Annotated in this window: 19 protein-coding genes; 8 read left to right on the forward strand and 11 right to left on the reverse strand. The window is 53.6% G+C overall.

Annotated elements, in window-relative coordinates:
* Window positions 1–5 precede the first annotated feature (5 nt).
* Both ABMA60_RS10515 and ABMA60_RS10520 read left to right on the forward strand, forming a co-directional pair.
* Window positions 6–875 (forward strand): FecR domain-containing protein, encoded by an 870-nt coding sequence (locus ABMA60_RS10515; RefSeq protein ID WP_392802585.1) that lies wholly within the window; start codon window positions 6–8, stop codon window positions 873–875.
* A gap of 71 nt (window positions 876–946) precedes the next feature.
* A complete protein-coding gene (locus ABMA60_RS10520; RefSeq protein WP_392802588.1) occupies window positions 947–2,629 on the forward strand; it encodes a FecR domain-containing protein in 1,683 nt (560 codons plus the stop codon).
* Window positions 2,630–2,721: 92 nt separating this feature from the next.
* Here the strand turns inward: ABMA60_RS10520 and ABMA60_RS10525 are convergent, their stop codons facing one another.
* Window positions 2,722–3,372, reverse strand: coding sequence for a hypothetical protein (locus ABMA60_RS10525; RefSeq protein WP_392802591.1), 651 nt, complete (start codon window positions 3,370–3,372; stop codon window positions 2,722–2,724).
* 232 nt (window positions 3,373–3,604) lie between these two features.
* Window positions 3,605–4,399 carry a hypothetical protein gene (locus ABMA60_RS10530; protein ID WP_392802594.1) on the reverse strand — a complete coding sequence of 265 codons (795 nt, stop codon included), beginning with the start codon at window positions 4,397–4,399 and terminating at the stop codon, window positions 3,605–3,607.
* A 441-nt stretch (window positions 4,400–4,840) separates the two neighbouring features.
* Here ABMA60_RS10530 and fabA point away from each other — a divergent pair, with 441 nt between their 5' ends.
* Both fabA and fabB read left to right on the forward strand, forming a co-directional pair.
* Window positions 4,841–5,362: a bifunctional 3-hydroxydecanoyl-ACP dehydratase/trans-2-decenoyl-ACP isomerase gene (gene fabA, locus ABMA60_RS10535; RefSeq protein WP_392802597.1), complete on the forward strand. Its 522-nt coding sequence runs from the start codon at window positions 4,841–4,843 to the stop codon at window positions 5,360–5,362.
* A 3-nt stretch (window positions 5,363–5,365) separates the two neighbouring features.
* Entirely contained in the window at window positions 5,366–6,583 is a 1,218-nt protein-coding gene (gene fabB, locus ABMA60_RS10540; RefSeq protein ID WP_392802599.1) for a beta-ketoacyl-ACP synthase I, read from the forward strand.
* A 53-nt stretch (window positions 6,584–6,636) separates the two neighbouring features.
* Here fabB and ABMA60_RS10545 read toward each other — a convergent pair whose 3' ends face one another.
* The gene (locus ABMA60_RS10545; RefSeq protein ID WP_392802601.1) at window positions 6,637–7,548 is read right to left on the reverse strand and encodes a LysR family transcriptional regulator; all 912 of its coding nucleotides are present in this window, start codon (window positions 7,546–7,548) and stop codon (window positions 6,637–6,639) included.
* Window positions 7,549–7,633: 85 nt separating this feature from the next.
* Here ABMA60_RS10545 and ABMA60_RS10550 point away from each other — a divergent pair, with 85 nt between their 5' ends.
* Window positions 7,634–8,845, forward strand: coding sequence for an MFS transporter (locus ABMA60_RS10550; RefSeq protein ID WP_392802604.1), 1,212 nt, complete (start codon window positions 7,634–7,636; stop codon window positions 8,843–8,845).
* An 81-nt stretch (window positions 8,846–8,926) separates the two neighbouring features.
* On the opposite strand, the gene ahpF is transcribed toward ABMA60_RS10550, so the two are convergent.
* A complete protein-coding gene (ahpF, locus tag ABMA60_RS10555; protein WP_392802607.1) occupies window positions 8,927–10,522 on the reverse strand; it encodes an alkyl hydroperoxide reductase subunit F in 1,596 nt (531 codons plus the stop codon).
* 114 nt (window positions 10,523–10,636) lie between these two features.
* On the reverse strand, window positions 10,637–11,203 hold the full coding sequence (gene ahpC, locus ABMA60_RS10560; protein ID WP_392802610.1) for an alkyl hydroperoxide reductase subunit C: 567 nt from the start codon (window positions 11,201–11,203) through the stop codon (window positions 10,637–10,639).
* A 398-nt stretch (window positions 11,204–11,601) separates the two neighbouring features.
* Between ahpC and ABMA60_RS10565 the strand changes: the two genes are divergently transcribed.
* Together ABMA60_RS10565 and ABMA60_RS10570 are read left to right on the forward strand one after the other, a co-directional pair.
* Entirely contained in the window at window positions 11,602–12,042 is a 441-nt protein-coding gene (locus ABMA60_RS10565) for a cytochrome b562 (RefSeq protein ID WP_392802612.1), read from the forward strand.
* A 12-nt stretch (window positions 12,043–12,054) separates the two neighbouring features.
* Window positions 12,055–12,711 (forward strand): cytochrome b/b6 domain-containing protein, encoded by a 657-nt coding sequence (locus tag ABMA60_RS10570; protein ID WP_392802614.1) that lies wholly within the window; start codon window positions 12,055–12,057, stop codon window positions 12,709–12,711.
* 51 nt (window positions 12,712–12,762) lie between these two features.
* Here ABMA60_RS10570 and ABMA60_RS10575 read toward each other — a convergent pair whose 3' ends face one another.
* The 6 genes from ABMA60_RS10575 to galU all read right to left on the reverse strand — a co-directional run bounded on the left by ABMA60_RS10575 (window position 12,763) and on the right by galU (window position 16,870).
* Window positions 12,763–13,191, reverse strand: a complete 429-nt coding sequence (locus ABMA60_RS10575) for a GNAT family N-acetyltransferase (protein ID WP_392802617.1) — start codon at window positions 13,189–13,191, stop codon at window positions 12,763–12,765.
* Between the two features lie 30 nt (window positions 13,192–13,221).
* On the reverse strand, window positions 13,222–13,959 hold the full coding sequence (locus ABMA60_RS10580) for a hypothetical protein (RefSeq protein ID WP_392802620.1): 738 nt from the start codon (window positions 13,957–13,959) through the stop codon (window positions 13,222–13,224).
* Between the two features lie 59 nt (window positions 13,960–14,018).
* A complete protein-coding gene (locus ABMA60_RS10585) occupies window positions 14,019–14,351 on the reverse strand; it encodes an SMR family transporter (protein WP_392802622.1) in 333 nt (110 codons plus the stop codon).
* Window positions 14,352–14,387: 36 nt separating this feature from the next.
* Window positions 14,388–15,428, reverse strand: a complete 1,041-nt coding sequence (locus tag ABMA60_RS10590; RefSeq protein WP_392802625.1) for a serine hydrolase domain-containing protein — start codon at window positions 15,426–15,428, stop codon at window positions 14,388–14,390.
* A gap of 65 nt (window positions 15,429–15,493) precedes the next feature.
* Window positions 15,494–15,958 (reverse strand): GNAT family N-acetyltransferase, encoded by a 465-nt coding sequence (locus tag ABMA60_RS10595; protein ID WP_392802628.1) that lies wholly within the window; start codon window positions 15,956–15,958, stop codon window positions 15,494–15,496.
* A gap of 63 nt (window positions 15,959–16,021) precedes the next feature.
* Entirely contained in the window at window positions 16,022–16,870 is an 849-nt protein-coding gene (gene galU / locus ABMA60_RS10600) for a UTP--glucose-1-phosphate uridylyltransferase GalU (protein ID WP_392802631.1), read from the reverse strand.
* Window positions 16,871–17,124: 254 nt separating this feature from the next.
* Here galU and ABMA60_RS10605 point away from each other — a divergent pair, with 254 nt between their 5' ends.
* Window positions 17,125–18,870: a sugar phosphorylase gene (locus ABMA60_RS10605; RefSeq protein WP_392802633.1), complete on the forward strand. Its 1,746-nt coding sequence runs from the start codon at window positions 17,125–17,127 to the stop codon at window positions 18,868–18,870.

Here is an 18,870-nt window from a genome sequence, read left to right on the forward strand (position 1 = left end):
GTTAAATGAAACGCTTAACCGGCCTCCCACTTTGCCTTTTGTTGTTGGCACTGTTGCTGCCTACGCCACTGTGGGCGGCCGCCGGTAAAGTCGTTATCGCCGCTGGCGATGTCTTTGCCGTTAATGCCCAGAACCAACGCCGTCTGCTGCAACGCCGTGACAACGTATTTGAAGGCGACACCCTGATCACCGGCGCCAACAGCAATCTGCAGTTGCGCCTCGAAGACAACGCCATTCTCGCGCTGCGCGCCAACTCTCAACTGCGCATCAGTAACTATCAGGGCGAACAGGTGGTCATGGAATTGCTAACCGGGGGTTTTCGCACCATCGGTGGCCGTTTCAGCACAGCGGATCAGGCCAGCTACCGGGTACGCACGCCCACCGCCAGCGTCCGCATTCACAGTGCGCACTACGAAGTGGTTTTTGCGACCCCGACCATGACCGTCGGCGTCTACGAGGGCAGCCTCACTGCGACCAATGCACTGGGTACCATCGACCTCGGCCTGGACAACGATTTCCTCTATGCCCAGCTCGAATCCGGCCAGTTGCCACTCGGCCTGCTGGACCCGCCGACCAACCTGCTGGCTCTCAGTACACCGCGAGCGGGCACAACGGCAAACCAAACCGGTTCAGACAGTGGCGACGACGATCTTTCCGACCTCACTAACGGCAACAGCCAGGCGCCAAGCAACGACCCGGACAACACCACCCTGCCGGTTCCAGATGCCGACGCCATCAGCGACGGGGATTTTGATTTCAGCGCCATCGAAGACGACATTGAGAAACAGGATAAAGCTCAATGTGCGAATAACCGCCTGGCATTCAGCCGCCCTAACAACGCCGGTGTTTTCATCACCGGTAACAACACCGGCTGACTGTTTTAAACACGGACGAACGCAACCGCTGCATCGCAGTTGATCCCATGACGGATTTAGCAGGACGCACTATGAAAACACTCAGACAGGAACTCAAAAACGCAATACGGATTTTCTCTCTACTGCTGGTTTTATTAGCACCGCTAACCAGTTGGGCCGCGGCCGGCAAAGTGGTAATCGCCGCCGGCGAAGTCTTCGCCATTGATGCACAAGAGCAACGCCGCCCCTTGCAGCGCCGTTCCGACATCTTCGAAGGCGATACGCTGGTCACCGGCGCCGACGGTCGCTTGCAACTGCGCTTTGAAGACAACGCCATTCTCGCCCTGCGTGCCGACTCGCAACTGCGCATCAGCGAATATCACGGCGCCACCGACAGCCAGAACGAACGCGTGCTGATGGACCTGCTCGGCGGTGGTTTCCGCACCATCAGCGGCAGCTTTGGCAAATCCGAACGCGATGCTTATCAGGTACGCACACCCAACGCCAGCATCGGTATTCGCGGTACGCATTACGAAGCGGTGTTCCAATCCGACACCCTGACCGTTGGTGTCTACGAAGGTGGCATCGTCCTGACCAACGACCAGGGTTCACTGAACCTCGGCCTGGATAGCGAGTTTGTTTTCGCTCAGGTTCAGGCCGGCAATTTACCCCAGGGTCTGTTGAACCCGCCGGCTAATTTAAATGTACCGAATACGCCGGAAACCGGATCAGATGAGGAAGGCGACGAAGACGAAGGCAGTGACGAAGATGGCGATGGCGATCTCAACAACGACAGCCCCGCAGGCTCAACGGACGATCCCGGCACCGGCGTTATCAACGATACCGATAACAACAGCGACTTTGGTGCCAATGAGTTTAATTTCTCTGAACTCGAAGATGCTTTTATTGAATTGCAGCAAAAGAGTGTGGTGCTGACAGAAGCCGAGCGAGAGGCATTAGACGGTGCCGGAACAGTGGTCGGTATTCTAGTGATGGCTCCGTCTGAAACGGATGCCAATGGTAATCCTATCTCCGAATTGGGGCCAATAATTGCTTACTCTAGTGCTCACTCAATTGGAGTCGAGACCGACCAAGAATTTTTTGTAGCCTACGAAAATCAAGGCACTAGCGAAAATCTATCCAATCCACCTAATTTTATATTACGACCAAACGCAACATACAATTCGGACGGAGGAGACACATTATTTCCGTGGCAACAATGGAATTACGTTGGCCAAGAAAATGATGGTCCAGCAGGAACAACTGACGCTGGTGAGAATACGGGATTCAATGCTGGCACAATTGAGCAGCCATTTTACTTCATTGAGACTGAGCCAACTCAAGCCAATCTGGCTGGTACGATTGATTTTAGTTTGAGTAACCTAGAAACAGCGGCAGGAGGATCAATGTTTAGTCAATCTCCTGTCGGCGGAGATATGACGGTTTATTTCGATGATGGTTATGCTGAAGGAGGAATATCTTACACTTCTTCGGATTCTTCTATTTGGAATCTGGATTTCTCTGGTAGCGTTCAAGGCACAACTCTAAATGCAACCCTAACTTCCAACAGCTCGGTTATTTCCGGCCAAGGAGAAGGGAGTCCAATTGGCCTGGAGGGCAACGTCAATGGCATCTTCACAGGCGAGGTTGATGGAGGACCTTCAGGAATGACTGGTGGCTTTACTGCTCAAAGTAATAACGGCGAACTGGAAGATTACGGCGTTTTCACAATGGATAAAGTTACAGAAGAAAACGGTCCGCCTCCACCCAACTAAAAACGAAAGACGGACGGCTAACTATTATAAAATAGAAATTCCGACCAACCAGTCGGAATTTCTATTTTATAAACCAATTAATCGACCAAAAATCAGTCACTATCCGCACTAAAATACCAAGGCACCTCAACACCGGCCTCCACGCCATCGGCGCGTGGAAAACTTCCACCCCCCAAACGCTTGCCCTGTGTCGACGCTAAATAGGTTGACCAGCTTCCCGGAGCACTCGCACCGGCCAGGTTAAAGGAAATAGTCACCGACCAGTATTCCGATTCATCCGCCCTGAATTCTTTGAAGGTTTCCTCTACCGCAGGCAGGTTGTATTGAGCGGCGACGCTGAACCAGAGCGGGCCTTCAAAGGGGCGGCGCTCGAGACCGATGCCCATATAGAGGTTGCTGACATCGAAGTAAGCCTCAGCTTCATAAGAATCACCTTCCAGGTGGTAGTCGATATCGAAGCCCGATCGTTCCCAGCCGGCAAACCACTTCCAGGAGTCAAACTTGAAGGTCAAATCCGCACCGCCCACCAGAAAGAGACTGTGCAGATCGTCATAGACCACCTCGCCACTGCCACCGCTCCAGTTCGAGCCCTGGAATTCGAGCTGCTCGTAAACCCGCTCGTTATCAGCCTCATTGAAAATCTGATAGCGCAGATAGAAGCGACTGTACAAGCCCGTCTCCGCCTGAGCGGTCATGGTCACAACACCCAGCGACAAAAGCCCCAACCCAATATGACAACGCACAACCATATCCACACCAACAAAGATTCATCCAACAACAGACATGATATGACAGCGAGCCAACTAAGCCGACTAAGATGCGCTTATTTTTGGTTTATCGCGGCTTAGTGGGAACTTTTATGAGGTAGCCATGCCCGCAGCCCTCTGGCTGGCGACGGTGATCGATGACAGTTCGGAAGGAATATCACAACTAAAAAAGCCCATGCTGAAAATCAACATGGGCCTTTAAATTTTATTAATCGAAGAGATTTCTATAAATATCACCAAGAATAACCGAATCCGCTCCGGTTCCGGCCACGACTCCCATGTGCAACAGACCGTCCGCGTCAACAAAGGCCAGTCCATTTGCTGTTATAGACTCTCCTTCGAAGCTCTTTACGCTGTAGATATTATCGGCTACCTCAGAAATACTTCCCTGTACTGAGAAATTTTTATAAGTATAAGTGAATGTCCCAGCAGAGTAGTCGATATTCACGGTAGCATCTTGTTGCCCGTTTGAACTACCAGGGTTTTGATCTCTGATATAGAGTGATAACCAGGTACTATTAAGATTAACACCCAGATCTTTAGGTTGGTTCAGGTCAGTTAATCGCTCTACCTTGACCTCGACGGACGCCCCTTCAGCATTAGTTGGATCCGTCATAACAAGCTCACCGACCATGGTGTTGTCGTCTTCAATATTCAGATTAAGACTTAGCGATCCGCATTCATGCGGATATGGTTCGTCTTCTGTTTTAGTAATCGGTTTACAATAACGAGCAAGACCACTAACACCCGAACCCTCCAACCCTATTGCACCGGCATCACTACCAATAATTGTTATATTCGGGTCTCCCTGAGTTCCCATAAAACGGCCGTCAGGATCCACTACGATATTCATGAAATGCTTGGATATACCCTCTAGTTCCGAAATCTCCCAATGCCCACCAACATCAAACGACAGGCTACCTGGACCACCATTGCTCTCGGAATTACAACCTGCCAACAATGCAGCCACGGCGAAAACGCTTAATAGTTCCTTCTTCATCATGCAACTCTCCCTCGAATAAGATTCTTTAAAACCCTTTAAAACGGATACTGAACAACCAGCACCGAGCGCCATATTTATGGCGCGATTGCCACGCTTACCAGTCATATTTTTGACTTTAGTGATGTTTTGGATGGTTTTGTGAACTGGATCAACATCCGATCGGCGGCACAGCTGTGCTTAGCGAATGCAGGCCCTGTTCGCGAGTAAAAGTGGCTTTCGTAGATTCATTGAACACAGTCGATTGACCGCGTTTTGGTTGGTAAAACGAAAATCCAACCGACTCATCAACAAGCGATCCGCCGCCATCACCCGCGGTCACTCTGTTGCCTTAACCCCTATAATCTTGACTCACTTTTTCCCCCACGGCATGGAATCAACCCACCCTTTCAGCTATCGTGCGCGCACTATTCCTTTTATCTAAAGACAGAGAACCTGACTTTTATGACCGATCGCCCCAATTCATTCGACAAAGCAGACCTTATCGAGTGCGGCCATGGGCGCATGTTTGGCCCGGGCAATGCCCAGCTGCCCGTCGACAACATGCTGATGATGGATCGCATCCGTTTGATCACTGACACCGGTGGCGACAACGGCAAAGGCGAAATCATTGCTGAACTGGATATCAATCCGGACCTCTGGTTCTTCCAGTGCCACTTCCCGGGCGACCCGGTTATGCCTGGCTGCCTCGGCCTCGACGCCATGTGGCAGTTGGTCGGCTTCTTCCTCGGCTGGCGCGGCAACGAAGGTCGTGGCCGTGCGCTGGGTGTTGGCGAACTGATGTTCAAAGGCCAGATCGAGCCGGACGCCAAACTGGTCACCTACAAACTGACCATCAAGCGGGTCATGGAATCGCGTCTGGTCATGGGCATTGCCGATGGCGTGGTCGAGTGCGATGGCAAACCCATCTACTTTGCTAAAGACTTAAAAGTCGGTCTGTTCAAACCTGAACAGATGGGAGGCTAATCGATGAAACGCGTTGTAGTGACTGGCCTGGGCATCGTTTCATGCCTGGGCAATGATGCCGCCACCGTAGCCGCCAACCTGCGCGCCGGTCGTTCCGGCATCCGTTTTAACCAGACTTATGCTGATATGGGCATGCGCAGCCACGTTTCGGGTACCCCGGAAATCGATCTGGCTGAGCACATCGACCGCAAATCGATCCGCTTTATGGGTGATGCCGCGGGCTTCGCTTATGTGTCCATGCAGCAAGCCATTGCCGATGCTGGCCTGAGCGAAGATCAGGTATCGAATATCCGCACTGGCATTATCGCCGGTTCCGGTGGCGCCGATTCCGGCAGCCAGACAGAAGCCGCCGACATTCTGCGCGAAAAAGGCCTCAAGCGAGTTGGCCCATATCGCGTCACCCAGACCATGGGTTCTACCGTTTCTGCCTGCCTGGCAACGCCCTTCCAGATTAAAGGCGTGAACTACTCCATTTCTTCAGCTTGCTCTACCAGCGCGCATTGCATCGGCAACGCCATGGAACTGATCCAGTTGGGCAAACAGGATGTGATGTTTGCCGGCGGTGCCGAAGCCGAGCACTGGACCATGAGCTGCCTGTTCGACGCCATGGGTGCCTTGTCGACCCAGTACAACGACACTCCCGAGCGCGCCAGCCGCGCCTACGATGCCAACCGTGATGGCTTTGTCATCGCCGGCGGTGGCGGCATGTTGGTGTTGGAAGAACTGGAACACGCCAAGGCGCGCGGTGCCAAAATCTACGCCGAAATCGTCGGTTACGGCGCCACCAGCGACGGCTACAACATGGTGGCTCCGAGCGGTGAAGGCGCGGTGCGCTGCATGCAGATGGCGCTGCAGAACGTCGACGGTGACATTGATTACATCAATGCCCACGGCACTTCTACTCCAGCCGGTGACGTCACTGAGCTGAAAGCAGTCAGTACTGTCTTCGGTGAGAACATGCCGCCGGTAGCGTCTACCAAGTCGCTGTCTGGTCACAGCCTGGGTGCCGCTGGCGTACAGGAAGCCATCTACAGCCTGCTGATGATGGAAGGTGATTTCATTGCCGCCAGCGCCAACGTCGACAACCTCGACCCGGAAGCCGGCGACGCCAATGTGGTCACTGAATTGCGCGAAGGCGTGAAGCTGAACCGCATCATGTCGAACAGCTTCGGCTTCGGTGGCACCAACGCTACCCTGGTGATGCAGCGCTACGAAGGCTAATTAATAGCCAACTGAGAAAGGGCCTTCGGGCCCTTTTTTATTGGCCGTTATTTTTAGCCCAACAGCTCGGCTTTGGGCCAGAAAAAGTCGATAAAGGCATCCACCTTGGCTTGGCGTTGCCGAACCTGATGGGTGTAGAAATAGAGGTCCATCGCTTCGAACCAGTAATCGCGCAACACCGGCACTAATTGCCCTTCAGTGATCGCCGCCTGCACCTCAGGCAAGTTGGCGCTGGCGTTGATTAAACCCAAACCACTGATGCACAGCTGCAAATGACCGAGACTGGCCTTGACCGGCGCGGTCATATAACAGACCGGCAATAAATCGGTCCCTGCGCCTGCATCACGAATCACCAGAAAGTTGTTCGGTTCATCGTGCAGTTGGCCGATCAGCTGATGCCGATCCAATTCACGCGGGTGCTGTGGCATGCCAAAACGCGCCAGATAATCCGGGCTTGCGAACACCCCATAGTCGGCATTGAGCAGACGCCGACGAATCAAGCCCGGGTAACGGTCGCCCAGGTAACGGCCCGTGCCCCAGACCACATCGAATGACTGTCGATTCGGGTCGATCAATTCATTGGCAATATCAATCTCCAACTCGATACGCGGATAGCGTTGCCTGAATTCAGCGACCCAGGGTAAGACGGTGGTGCGCAACGCCATCTCCACACCCATCACCCGGAGTACACCGCTGGGCTCGCTGTGGCGGGATTGCACCCACTCAGCCAAAGCATCCTGCTCGCGCAGCAGATGTTCAGCGCGCGCCAGGAAAGCCTGACCAAATTCGGTTAACTGAAGAGAACGGGTACTGCGCTTGAGCAAGGGTTCGTCCAGTTCGGCTTCCAACTGACTCAGGTGCTTGCTCAGCGCCATGGTGCTGAGCTCCAGTTGCCGCGCCGCCAGTGTAAAACTGCCCTGGTCAGCCACGGCGACAAAAGAACGCAACCAATCTATTTTAAACATTTGGTTTATCTAACCTAACGACTACCTGTATTTATTTTACAGTAGCTCAATTCTAAGGTCTGCCGCAGTTAAATGCGGAGCGCTTATGGCCTTAGTTAATCGCCTCAGTTTGCATTACCTCCTGGCGGGAATGTCGCTGGGTGTTTTCGTCGCCGTACAAACGCTTTTCCTGCAAATCAAAGGCATGGATCTGACTCAGATCGGCTTACTGTTTGGCGCCTATGCCAGTGCCACGACAGTGCTGGAATTGCCCTTAGGTGCCCTGGCCGACCGTTACGGCCGAGTGCGTATCTATGCGCTGTCGCGCCTCTTGACCCTGTTGGCGGCACTGCTGTGTTTAGTCAGCACGGACTTTGGCTGGCTGTTTGCAGCCCTGGCGCTAGCCGGTGTGGGTCGTGCTCTGGATTCCGGCAGCATTGAAGCCTGGCAGGTTGAAGCGTTGGAGCGCACACAGCTGGGTCATCGTCTCGATGTTTATATCGGTCGCTTTCACAGTTGCACAGCCACAGGGTTGGCAGCCGGCGCCATTCTCGGTGGCTACCTTCCCACCTGGCTTGGACCCTTCTGGTGTGAGCAGCCAGCCACTCAATGGAATCTTCTGCTGCAAGCCGGTCTGACTGCCTTACATCTCTGCCTGCTGCCCTGGCTGTTTCACGAAGGCGACTTAGGTTCTGATCATGGCAGCGGTGTGCAACCCCTTCGTCAGGCGCTGGCTCAACTGAGATCAAACCAGACACTGCGCGCCCTGGTTTTAGTTGCTTGGATTATCGGCCTGTTGTTGTTCGCTCTGGAAACCTATTGGCAGGCTCGTTTGCGCACTCTGTTCCCGACGATCAGCTACGCCGTCTTTGGCTGGTTATCGAGTGGTTATTTTTTAGCGGCGGTAGTCGGCCCCTGGGTGCTGACTCGACTGGTGCGTCGTTTCGGTGGCGCCAGTTCTTTTTGGCTGATGGCGTTGCTCGGCTGGGTGGCGCTGGTATTTGCTGCGCTGGCCTGGCAATCCAGCCTTATCGGTTTTGCTTCGGCCTATCTGGGATTTATGTTCAGCCTGTCGATGCTGAATGTGCCATTGGAAACGCTGGTGGCGCGCACGGCTCCCAGCCATTTACGAGCAACCTTGTTCAGTTTGATCAGTCTGGCTGTTCAGGCCGGCGGTCTGGCCGTGGCTTTTGGATTTTCCTGGCTGCTGCCCTGGTTGGGCATTAGCGGGCTATGGTGGAGTCTGGCTGGCTTAGGTGCATTAACGGCGATATTGCTGCCCAGATTAATGAGTTCCAAGATGCGACCAACACAATAAAAACAGGCCTGTTTAGTTCAACAAAAAAGGGTCCAGCACCATCACTGAACCCTTTCTCATTTTATTGCTTACCCGCTCGATTTAAGCGACAGCTTCGACTTCGCTTTTGGCCGCGTCAGCGTCACTGGCCGGCGCCGATTCACGAATCAGATAATCAAAAGCACCCAGCGCAGCGGTGGCACCCGCGCCCATGGAAATGACGATCTGTTTGTAGGGCACGGTGGTCGCATCACCGGCGGCGTAAACGCCCGGAATGGACGTTGCGCCGCGGCTATCGATCACCATCTCACCCATGCGGTTCAGTTCGATATCGCTGTCCTGCAACCATTCGGTGTTGGGCACCAAACCGATCTGCACAAAGACCCCGGCCAGTTCAATCGACTTGGCTTGGTCGGTGGCGCGATCGGTGTAGTTCAAACCGGTCACTGCCTTGCCGTTACCGACAATCTCGGTGGTCTGAGCGTTGGTCAGAATATCGACATTGGGCAGCGATTTGGCTTTGCGTTGCAGGACGTCATCAGCGCGCAAGGTGTCGGCGAATTCCAAGACCGTCACATGCTCGACAATACCGGCCAGGTCGATGGCCGCTTCGATACCGGAGTTACCGCCACCGATCACCGCCACACGTTTGCCTTTATAAAACGGACCATCACAGTGTGGGCAATAAGCCACGCCCTTGTTGGTGTATTCGGCTTCGCCGGGTACACCAATTTTCCGCCAGCGCGCACCCGGTGCCAGAATCACTGAACGCGAACTCAGGGCCGCGCCACTTTCCAGACCCAACTTGACCACGCCATCGCGGCTCAGCTCGGCGGCGCGCTGACCGACAATCAAATCAACGCCGTATTCTTTAACGTGCTGTTCCAGACTGGCCGTCAGTTTCGGGCCTTCGGTGTAAGGCACAGAAATAAAGTTTTCGATGCCGACTGTGTCCATGACCTGGCCACCAAAACGCTCGGCAACCAAGCCAGTGCGAATGCCTTTGCGCGCGGCATAAATGGCCGCCGCCGCACCCGCCGGGCCACCACCAACGACGAGTACATCGTAAGTGTCGCGTTGGTTCAGCGCTTCAACTTGCTGTTCGGCCGCGCCGGTATCGACCTTGGCGACGATGTCTTCGAGTGACATCCGACCCTGACCAAAGTGTTCGCCGTTCAGATAAACCGACGGCACCGCCATGATTTCTTTGGCTTCCACTTCGTCCTGGAACACACCGCCATCGATCATTTCGTGGCTGATGTTCGGGTTCAGTTTTGCCATAAGATTCAACGCCTGAACCACATCCGGGCAGTTCTGGCACGACAGCGAAATATAGGTTTCAAAATGCAGCGGACCGGGGATCGCTTTGATCTGATCCTGCAGACTTTGATCGGCCTTCGAGGGGTGACCACCGGCTTGCAGTAACGCCAATACCAGAGAGGTAAATTCGTGGCCCATGGGCACGCCAGCGAAGCTCACACGCGGCGTTTCACCGACCGGCGCAATGGCCATGCTCGGAGTACGCTGGCCGTGAAAAGAACCCAGGTTAATTTTGTCACTCAGTTCGATGATTTCATGCGCCAGCTCGCTCAGTTCACGACCTTTGGCGGAATCATCACTGGACACACTGACCTCGATGGGCGTGACAATATTTTGCAAATAGGTGTCCAGTTGCTGTTTCAGATTGGCATCCAACATCGGTTTGTCCTTAATCGTGTGTCCAAAGCAGTCCCGCTTGCTTGATCAAGCCAGACTGCGGAATTTATAAAAGCCCTCCCGCAGGAGGGCTCATTTATATCGTCACTACTGGCGTTAGATTTTGCCAACCAGGTCCAGTGACGGAGACAGCGTTGCTTCACCTTCTTTCCACTTGGCCGGGCACACTTCACCCGGGTGAGCGGCGATGTATTGAGCGGCTTTGATTTTGCGCAGCAGTTCGCTGGCATCACGGCCAATACCACCGTCGGTGATTTCAACAATCTTGATTTGACCTTGCGGATCGATCACAAAAGTACCGCGATCGGCCAGGCCGTCTTCTTCGATCATCACACCGAAGTTACGAGTGATGGTGCCAGTCGGGTCGCCCAGCATCGGGTACTCGATTTTGCCAATGGTGTCAGACGTTTCGTGCCAGGCTTTGTGCGTGAAATGGGTGTCGGTAGAGACCGAGTAAATCTCAACGCCCATTTTTTTGAACTCTTCATAGTTGTCCGCCAGGTCACCGAGCTCGGTTGGGCAAACAAAGGTGAAGTCGGCCGGATAGAAAAAGAAAACCGCCCACTTGCCTTTGATGTCGTCACTGCTGACGTCAACAAATTCACCGTTGTGGAAAGCGGTCGCTTTAAAAGGTTTCAGTTCAGAATTGATATAGCGGTTCATGTATTGCTCCTCAGTTTGCAGTCATTCATTCGATACGAATTGGTTAAAACCCGGCGGAACACGGCCGCCTTCGACACCGCAAATATTAGGGAGCAAGTGGCATTGATAAAATCAAAGTCTATCAATGACTTTGATAGGAAAATACGATCATAAAGAAATTTATGATAAACCTATTAAATCGATAAACCTTCACTATCGGACTGAATATCCAGGCACCAAGACAGCCCAAAGCCCGCGCCAAGTCGGTGCTGACAAGCCTTTTCGCACCGCTCTGAATCACCGTGAAGACGGCTAAACACGAACTTTACAATCCCTCCACACTGGCTTCATCCTGACTTAAGAATCGCTCTAGTATCATGTCCCGGTCATAAAAAACTGCCCCCAAAAAAGGACCCACTATGACTGCTTCCTTCACGTTCAATATGAAACGCTTCCTGGCCGCTGCGGCCATCAGTTTTGGTTTGTCAGCGACCGCCTTCGCCCAAAGCTGCGACGAAACCGAACTCTACGCCAACATGGAAACGCTGGCTGACAATATGCGTCCGTTGGTCCGCGCCGTGCGCGGCAACGACATTGAAGAAGCCAAAACACGCGTCGCTACTTTGCGCGAAGCGGCGGTCGATGCCTCTGATGAAACGCCCTACTCGCTACAAGATGGCGGCAGTGCCGAGGATATCGAAGCGTTTCAAACGGCCATGAATGATCTGGTTGCACAGTTGGATCAGGTAGCCGCGGCATTGGATGCCGGTGATACCGCAACCGCTGCCAGCCACTTGCAAGAGATTGGTGATATGCGCAAAAGCGGCCACCGTCACTTTAAAGACCGCAGTTGCGATTAATAGGTTCGACTTATGAGTACCAACATTAAAGTCTGGGATTTGCCCATTCGACTGTTTCACTGGGCCTTGGTGCTGTGTCTGCTGGTGCTGTTTATCAGCGTCAATGTTGGTCAAATACAGGTGCATTTCTACGCCGGTTACACCCTCTCCGCGTTACTGGTGTTTCGACTGATCTGGGCGTTGGTAGGCACCACCTACGCGCGCTGGTCGAGTTGGAATCTGTCACCTAAAGCCGTCGCTCGACACTTGCGCGAACTGGCACGTGGCCACGCCGATGCCGAAGCCGGACACAACCCAGCCGGTGCCGCCATGGTGTTGGTACTGCTGTTGGTGCTGACGTTACAGGCCGTCAGTGGCCTGTTTTTCGGCGATGATGTGTTCTGGTTCGGCCCCTTCAATATGGATGGGCCGAGCTGGGCGATCGATCTGGCTGCCTGGTTGCATCCGCGCCTGCCGCCGTTAATTCTGTTGTTGGTTGCAACCCATATCCTGGCGGTTTTCTACCACCGCATCCGCTTCAAAGAACCCTTAATTGAAGCCATGGTGCACGGTCGCAAACCGGCGCTAAAAGGCGCAGCAGAACGCAGTGATATCAATCGCTACTGGTTGTTGTTCAGCCTGGCCGCAGCGTTAATCTGGTTGGGCTGGTTATTTACCTTGCCGGTTTAAAGGGCACAAAAAAAGCGGCTTCGGCCGCTTTTTTATAGACTTAAAAACTGACTAGAGTTCCGTCATCGCAAAGTGATGACTATTGATCACAAAGCCCTGGCGGAAATAAAAACGATGAGCGGCAAAACGTTGTACGCCACTATCGAGATGCAATTGTTCACAGCCTTGTTCGCGGGCGTAATCCGATAACCACTCAATCATCAACGCACCTGCACCGGTGGAACGCTGAGCTTCGTCGGTGACCAGATCATCAACATAGAGATGCTTACCCCAGGCCAGTTTGCGCTGAATAACAAAGCCAGCGACACACAACACCGCTGCGTTGTCATCCACCACCATCGCCAGATGATAGCCCTCTTCGTCCATTTGCTGACGCGCCTGGCGCACTAAAGATTCGGTATCAAAGTGCGGACGCAATTGGCACATCACCGGCGCCAGTTGCTGCAAGTCGTTATCGCTTTGTGCCAATACCACACGCATGGGTTGCCTCTGCTCAGCGGTGAAACAAGATTAAGGTTCGAATTTGAAATGACGGCTGCGACTTTGAATGCCGTCAATCGACCCACCCTTACCAAAGCGTGTATCTAATTGGCCGCTCTGGCGACTTTGCAAGGTGGCGGTCACATCACAGACATCGAAAAAGTAAGGCTGGTTAAAAGCAGACATTAGCCCATCTAGATCCAGGTAGTGGTGTCCATCATCGGTGATGTTTGTAACAGAGCTGCGAAACGATTTCTGATTCGCATAGTTGCTGCATTCCAAGCTCACCTTTAGACGCAACTGACCTCCGTGAGTGACCTCCCACTCAAGATCGACGCCATCATCCTCAATGAGTACATCACTTGCGGGGTGAGTGATTTCGAACGGTTCCGGCAGATAGGTCCAGGAATGCGTCGATGAATCGACAGTGCGCTCAAAGTCGACCGCGTAACGCCGGTTAACACTGTCGCCATTCAACGTAGCGCCATAGCTTAAAAAACCGTTGTATCGTTTCGACAGCTGCTGGATTTGCACACCGTTACTTGCCAGAAGGCGATCATCGCCCTGCAATTCAATACGCGCCGAATTTAAACTGTCGCCCGCCGCCAGCGCAGCAACGACCTCAGTGGTGCCATTGCCACGTGCAATCACATCGATGTACGCCGACATCCCCGAGGTCAGAACACTCTCCGAATCCGCTACGGTACAGGCAGCAACTGCCAACACCGTCGATACCAACACCAGTCGCTTGGGGGTTATTACTGCCATCTCAGCCGTCCCTTCGTTGCGTTACGATTGCGTTATCCTTGCCTTTTTTGACCACGCCCCTAGTGCGGCACAGCCCGTGAAAACAGATTCAACACCAGCACACCACTGAGGATCAGCGCCATACCCAGAAGCGCCGGCCAATCCAGTTTCTGATCAAACATCCACCAGGAAACCAGAGTAATTAGTACTATGCCACCGCCGGCCCAGATCGCGTAGGCGATGCCAACGGGTATCACTTTCAGAGTTTGCGCCAATAAATAAAATGCCAGCGCGTAGCTGACGACCACTATCACCGACGGCCACAACCGACTGAAATTATCGCTGGCTTTGAGTGCGGTCGTGCCCACAACTTCGGCGGTGATCGCGATCGCCAGAATCAACCACGCTTTCATGACAGGCCTCTTAACATCGACAAAAGACAGCGCAGTTTACTCAACTTGCTGAGCGGCAACCATCAAACCGGAATCAATAGCGGCCAGGCGTTGCTCTGCCAAGGGTACAATTTCGCGCTCTACCAGACGATGCAACTGGCCACGATAACCGCTGCGGCCGGCTGGCGTATCGGGGTTGGAGGTGATGGCGATGGTCAGCTCCAACTCCGGCAATACATAGACCATCTGCCCGCCGTATCCCCAACCGTAGTAGCCGTCGTAGCCGTCAAAATCACGCAGAAACCAGCCATAACCATAGCCATCGCCGGTGTAGCGCGAGCGGGTATAAGGCTGCCAGCTGGCATCAATCCACTGCTGTGAAACCACCTGAGTGCCGTCCATTGCCCGACCACCACGACGATAGAGTTCACCAAAGGCGAGCAATGACGCCGGCGTCATACTGACCTGATTACCACCCAGTGGAATACCTTGCGGATCGCGCAACCAACTGACTATGCGGATGCCAGCCGGCGCCAACCATTCGTTGGCCAGTTCATCGGTCGGACGACCGGTTTCACGAGTGAGAATAGCCGACAATAAGTGCGTACTGCCGGTGGAATATTGCATGCGACCACCCGGCTCGGCATCGAACGGACGCGCCAGAGCGTTTTGCACCCAGTTCCTGCTGCTGACCCAGTTACCATAGTTGCGGCCGGAGGTGCGCTCCAATCCCGCCTGCATCGATAACAGATGTCCGATGGTGATCTGCTGCAAACGCGGATCCGGATCGGCTGGCAATTGATCACTCAATAACGGCGCAATGAGCTGATCAGTACTGTCGAGCACACCGCGTTCAATAGCGATGCCAACCAGCGCTGACATTAACGACTTGGACGCCGACTTGATATTGGCCGGCTGATCGAGTCGGGCACCATTAAAACTTTCCGCCAGAATCAGTTCGCCGGACTGAGCAACCTGAAGGGTATAAAGATTATTAAAGCGAGCAGCAGCAAGATGAATGGATTCGGTGGGAGACTCGGCCAGAACCGGCGCTAAAAGCCCGAACGATAAACAACTGATCACAACAGGTCGAAACATGGCAACCTACTCCGCACCCACAGCAAAGCTGACAGACTAGCAGAGCATGCTGCCAATCGACGGCTCTAGAATGTCAAGGTCATGAAAACCGAATGCGGGTCCGGCTGGTAATCGGCGAACGGATCGGTGTATTTAAAACCCACGGCTTCGTACATCCGTCGCGCCGGCAAAAAGGCGTCCATTGAGCCGGTTTCCAGACTGATGCGTTGCATGCCTTTGGTGCGCGCCTGATCCAAAGCGTGCTGTAGCAAAGCGCGGGCAATGCCCTGCCGTAAAAAGCGCGGATCGGTACGCATGGACTTCAATTCGCCATGCGTCTCGTCCAGTGCTTTCAAAGCCGCACAGCCAAGCAATTGATCGTCACGCCAGGCCGTCCAAAACTGAATATTCGGTTGTTGCAGTGCACTCAAATCGAGTGCATGCACGCTTTCCGGCGGTGAGTGTTCAGCCATGCCCGCCAGATGCGCAGCCAGGAGTTCAACAACGGCCGGATGCTCCAGACCGCCATCGCGAATCTCAATATCAGACATAGAAGTGTTCCGAAAAATAGGTCGAACAAAGCCCGGGTCAGAACGACCCGGGCTGAGCTTTGATCAGGTCAACAGACCTTTTTTGTAGAGGTTTTCGTAGCAGTAGTTGGTGGCGTCGACAAAGCCTTCAACAGAACCGCAGTCAAAGCGTTTGCCTTTCAGCCGATAGGCCATGACCACTCCATCCTGGGCCTGGGTCATCAAGGCATCGGTCAACTGAACTTCGTCGTTCTTGCCCGGCGGCGTATTGCGCAGAATTTCAAAAATGTCGGGCGTCAGAATATAGCGACCAATGACCGCCAGATTAGAAGGTGCGTCTTCCTTCTTGGGTTTTTCCACCATGCTTTTTACGCGGTAGAGACCGTCTTTCATTTCTTCGCCGTCGATCACACCGTATTTGTGGATCTCATCTTCGGGTACTTCCATCACCGCAACGATGCTGCAACGGAATTGATTGAAGACTTTGACCATCTGCGCCAGGACGTTTTCCGTGGTTTCTTCAGGCTCGGGCAAACAGAGGTCGTCAGCCAGGATGACACCGAAAGGTTCGTTGCCGATCAGAGTTTCGCCGCAAAGAATGGCATGACCCAGACCTTTCATTTCTTTTTGGCGCGTGAACGAGAAAATGCCCTCATCCATCACATGACGAATCGATTTGAGAAACTCTTCCTTGTTGGAACCATTGATCTGGTGTTCCAGCTCATAGGAAATATCAAAATGGTCGGCAATGGCGCGTTTGCCACGACCAGTCACAAAGCCGATTTCGTTCAAGCCTGCTTCGATGGCCTCTTCAACCCCATATTGCACCAGGGGCTTATTGACGATCGGCAGCATTTCCTTGGGCAGCGCCTTGGTTGCCGGCAGAAAACGCGTTCCGTAGCCGCCAACGGGGAACATACATTTGCGAATCATTTCCTATCCTCTATTTCTGCTTTGTCTTCAGTTCTAAGCAATTAACTGACCACCCGCAATTGTGGCGCGTTGTTTGCGATATAACCGGCGTAGCTGGGGTCAGCTGTACAGCCCTGCACCGCTTTGGCGCGCCAATGGCGGTCTGGGGTTGGAACTGTCCTTACACTAATATTGTTGCACCAATATGAAGCATGGCACCAGGATGGTGCGTTACTTCAATTGTGATCATCATACATCAGGTTAGGGAGACTAACATGACAGAAGCCGAGGCCCGTCTGGCGGCTTTTCGAGAATCAGCCGAGCAGCGTATGACGTTGCTGTACGGTGCACAACGCGCCCCGGCGGTGACCGATCAATTGATGGGTTTATTGAATCGTTATCAGAGCGCTATTTACCATCACACCCGCAGCGCAAACTGGGATGAAACCGACAATCTGCTGATTACCTACGGCGATGCCATTCGCAATCGCGATGAACCGGGCCTATTGCAATTGGAACGCTTTCTGGAAGCCTTCTATCCCAGCCTGATCAGCAACATCCATTTACTGCCCTTTTATCCCTACAGCTCTGACGACGGCTTTTCGGTCATCGACTTTAAACAGGTGCGCGATACCGTCGGCCAATGGGATCATATCGATGCCTTAGCGCGCCGTTTCGGCATTATGTTCGATCTGGTTTTGAACCATTGCTCGCGCGAAAACCTCTGGTTTATTGAGTACATTCAAAACCAGGAACCGGGCTGCAATTACTTTATCGATCTCGACCCCGCTACCGACGTTTCCATGGTCACCCGACCGCGTTCTTCGCCATTAGCCGCACCCATCAATACGCACCGTGGCACTCGTCATGTCTGGGCAACTTTTAGCGAAGACCAGATCGACCTGAATTACGAAAACCCCGATGTGCTGCTGGCGATGATGGATGTGTTTTTGTTCTATCTGTCAAAAGGTGCTCGCTTAGTACGGCTCGATGCGGTGGCGTTTTTATGGAAGCGCTTGGGCACTTCCTGCATTCATCTGCCGGAAACCCATGAGATCGTTAAACTGATGCGCGACATCGTCGATGCCGTTGCGCCCTGGGTCATATTGGTCACCGAAACCAATGTGCCGCACGAGGAAAACCTGTCCTATTTCGGCGAGGGCGATGAAGCCTCGATGGTCTATCAGTTCGCGCTGCCGCCGCTGGTGCTCTATACCCTGAACCGCGGCAACGCCGACCTGCTGACCAACTGGGCGATGACACTGGCACCGCCACCTCCGCACTGCACTTACCTGAATTTCACCGCCAGTCACGACGGCATCGGCCTGCGCGCGCTCGAAGGCATTTTGCCGGCCTATGAAATTCAAAGTCTGCTCGACTGCATGCACCAGTTCGGCGGCTACGTCAGCATGAAAGCCAACCCCAACGGCAAAGACAGTCCTTACGAAATCAACATCAGTTATTTCGACGCGCTTAAAGGCACCCGCACCGGTGCCGACCAGTGGCAGGTGGAACGTTTTCTGTGTTCGCAAACTTTGATGATGAGCCTGCAGGGCATTCCCGGTTTTTATTTGCAGAGTTTGATCGGTTCACCGAACGACTTGGCCGGCGTTGAACGCACCGGGCGCTTGCGTTCAATCAATCGCAAAACCTGGCAGTGGAATGAGCTGAATGAGGTGATGACCGACGAGCGACATCCGTCCTATATCGTCAGCCAGGAACTGGCGCGGCGCATTAAATTGCGGGGTGAACAGCCGGCGTTTCATCCTGAAGCTCGCCAGCGGGTGGTGGATCTGGATTCGGCGTTTTTTATTCTGCGCCGCGATGCAGACGACAGTCGCGTCTACGGCATCTTCAACGTCACCGCCGTGCCGCGCACCCTGGACCTGACTCGACTGCTGCCATCGCAAGAAGCCTGGACTTACTTCGATCTGATCAGCGAACAGCACGTCGCCGCCAATGAGGAGTTGGCGCTGGCGCCCTATCAGGTGGTTTGGCTAGTACCGGTTAGAAACGCTTAA

The organism is Saccharospirillum sp. HFRX-2 (genome assembly GCF_043196805.1).
In the GTDB taxonomy this organism is placed as follows: domain Bacteria; phylum Pseudomonadota; class Gammaproteobacteria; order Pseudomonadales; family Natronospirillaceae; genus Saccharospirillum.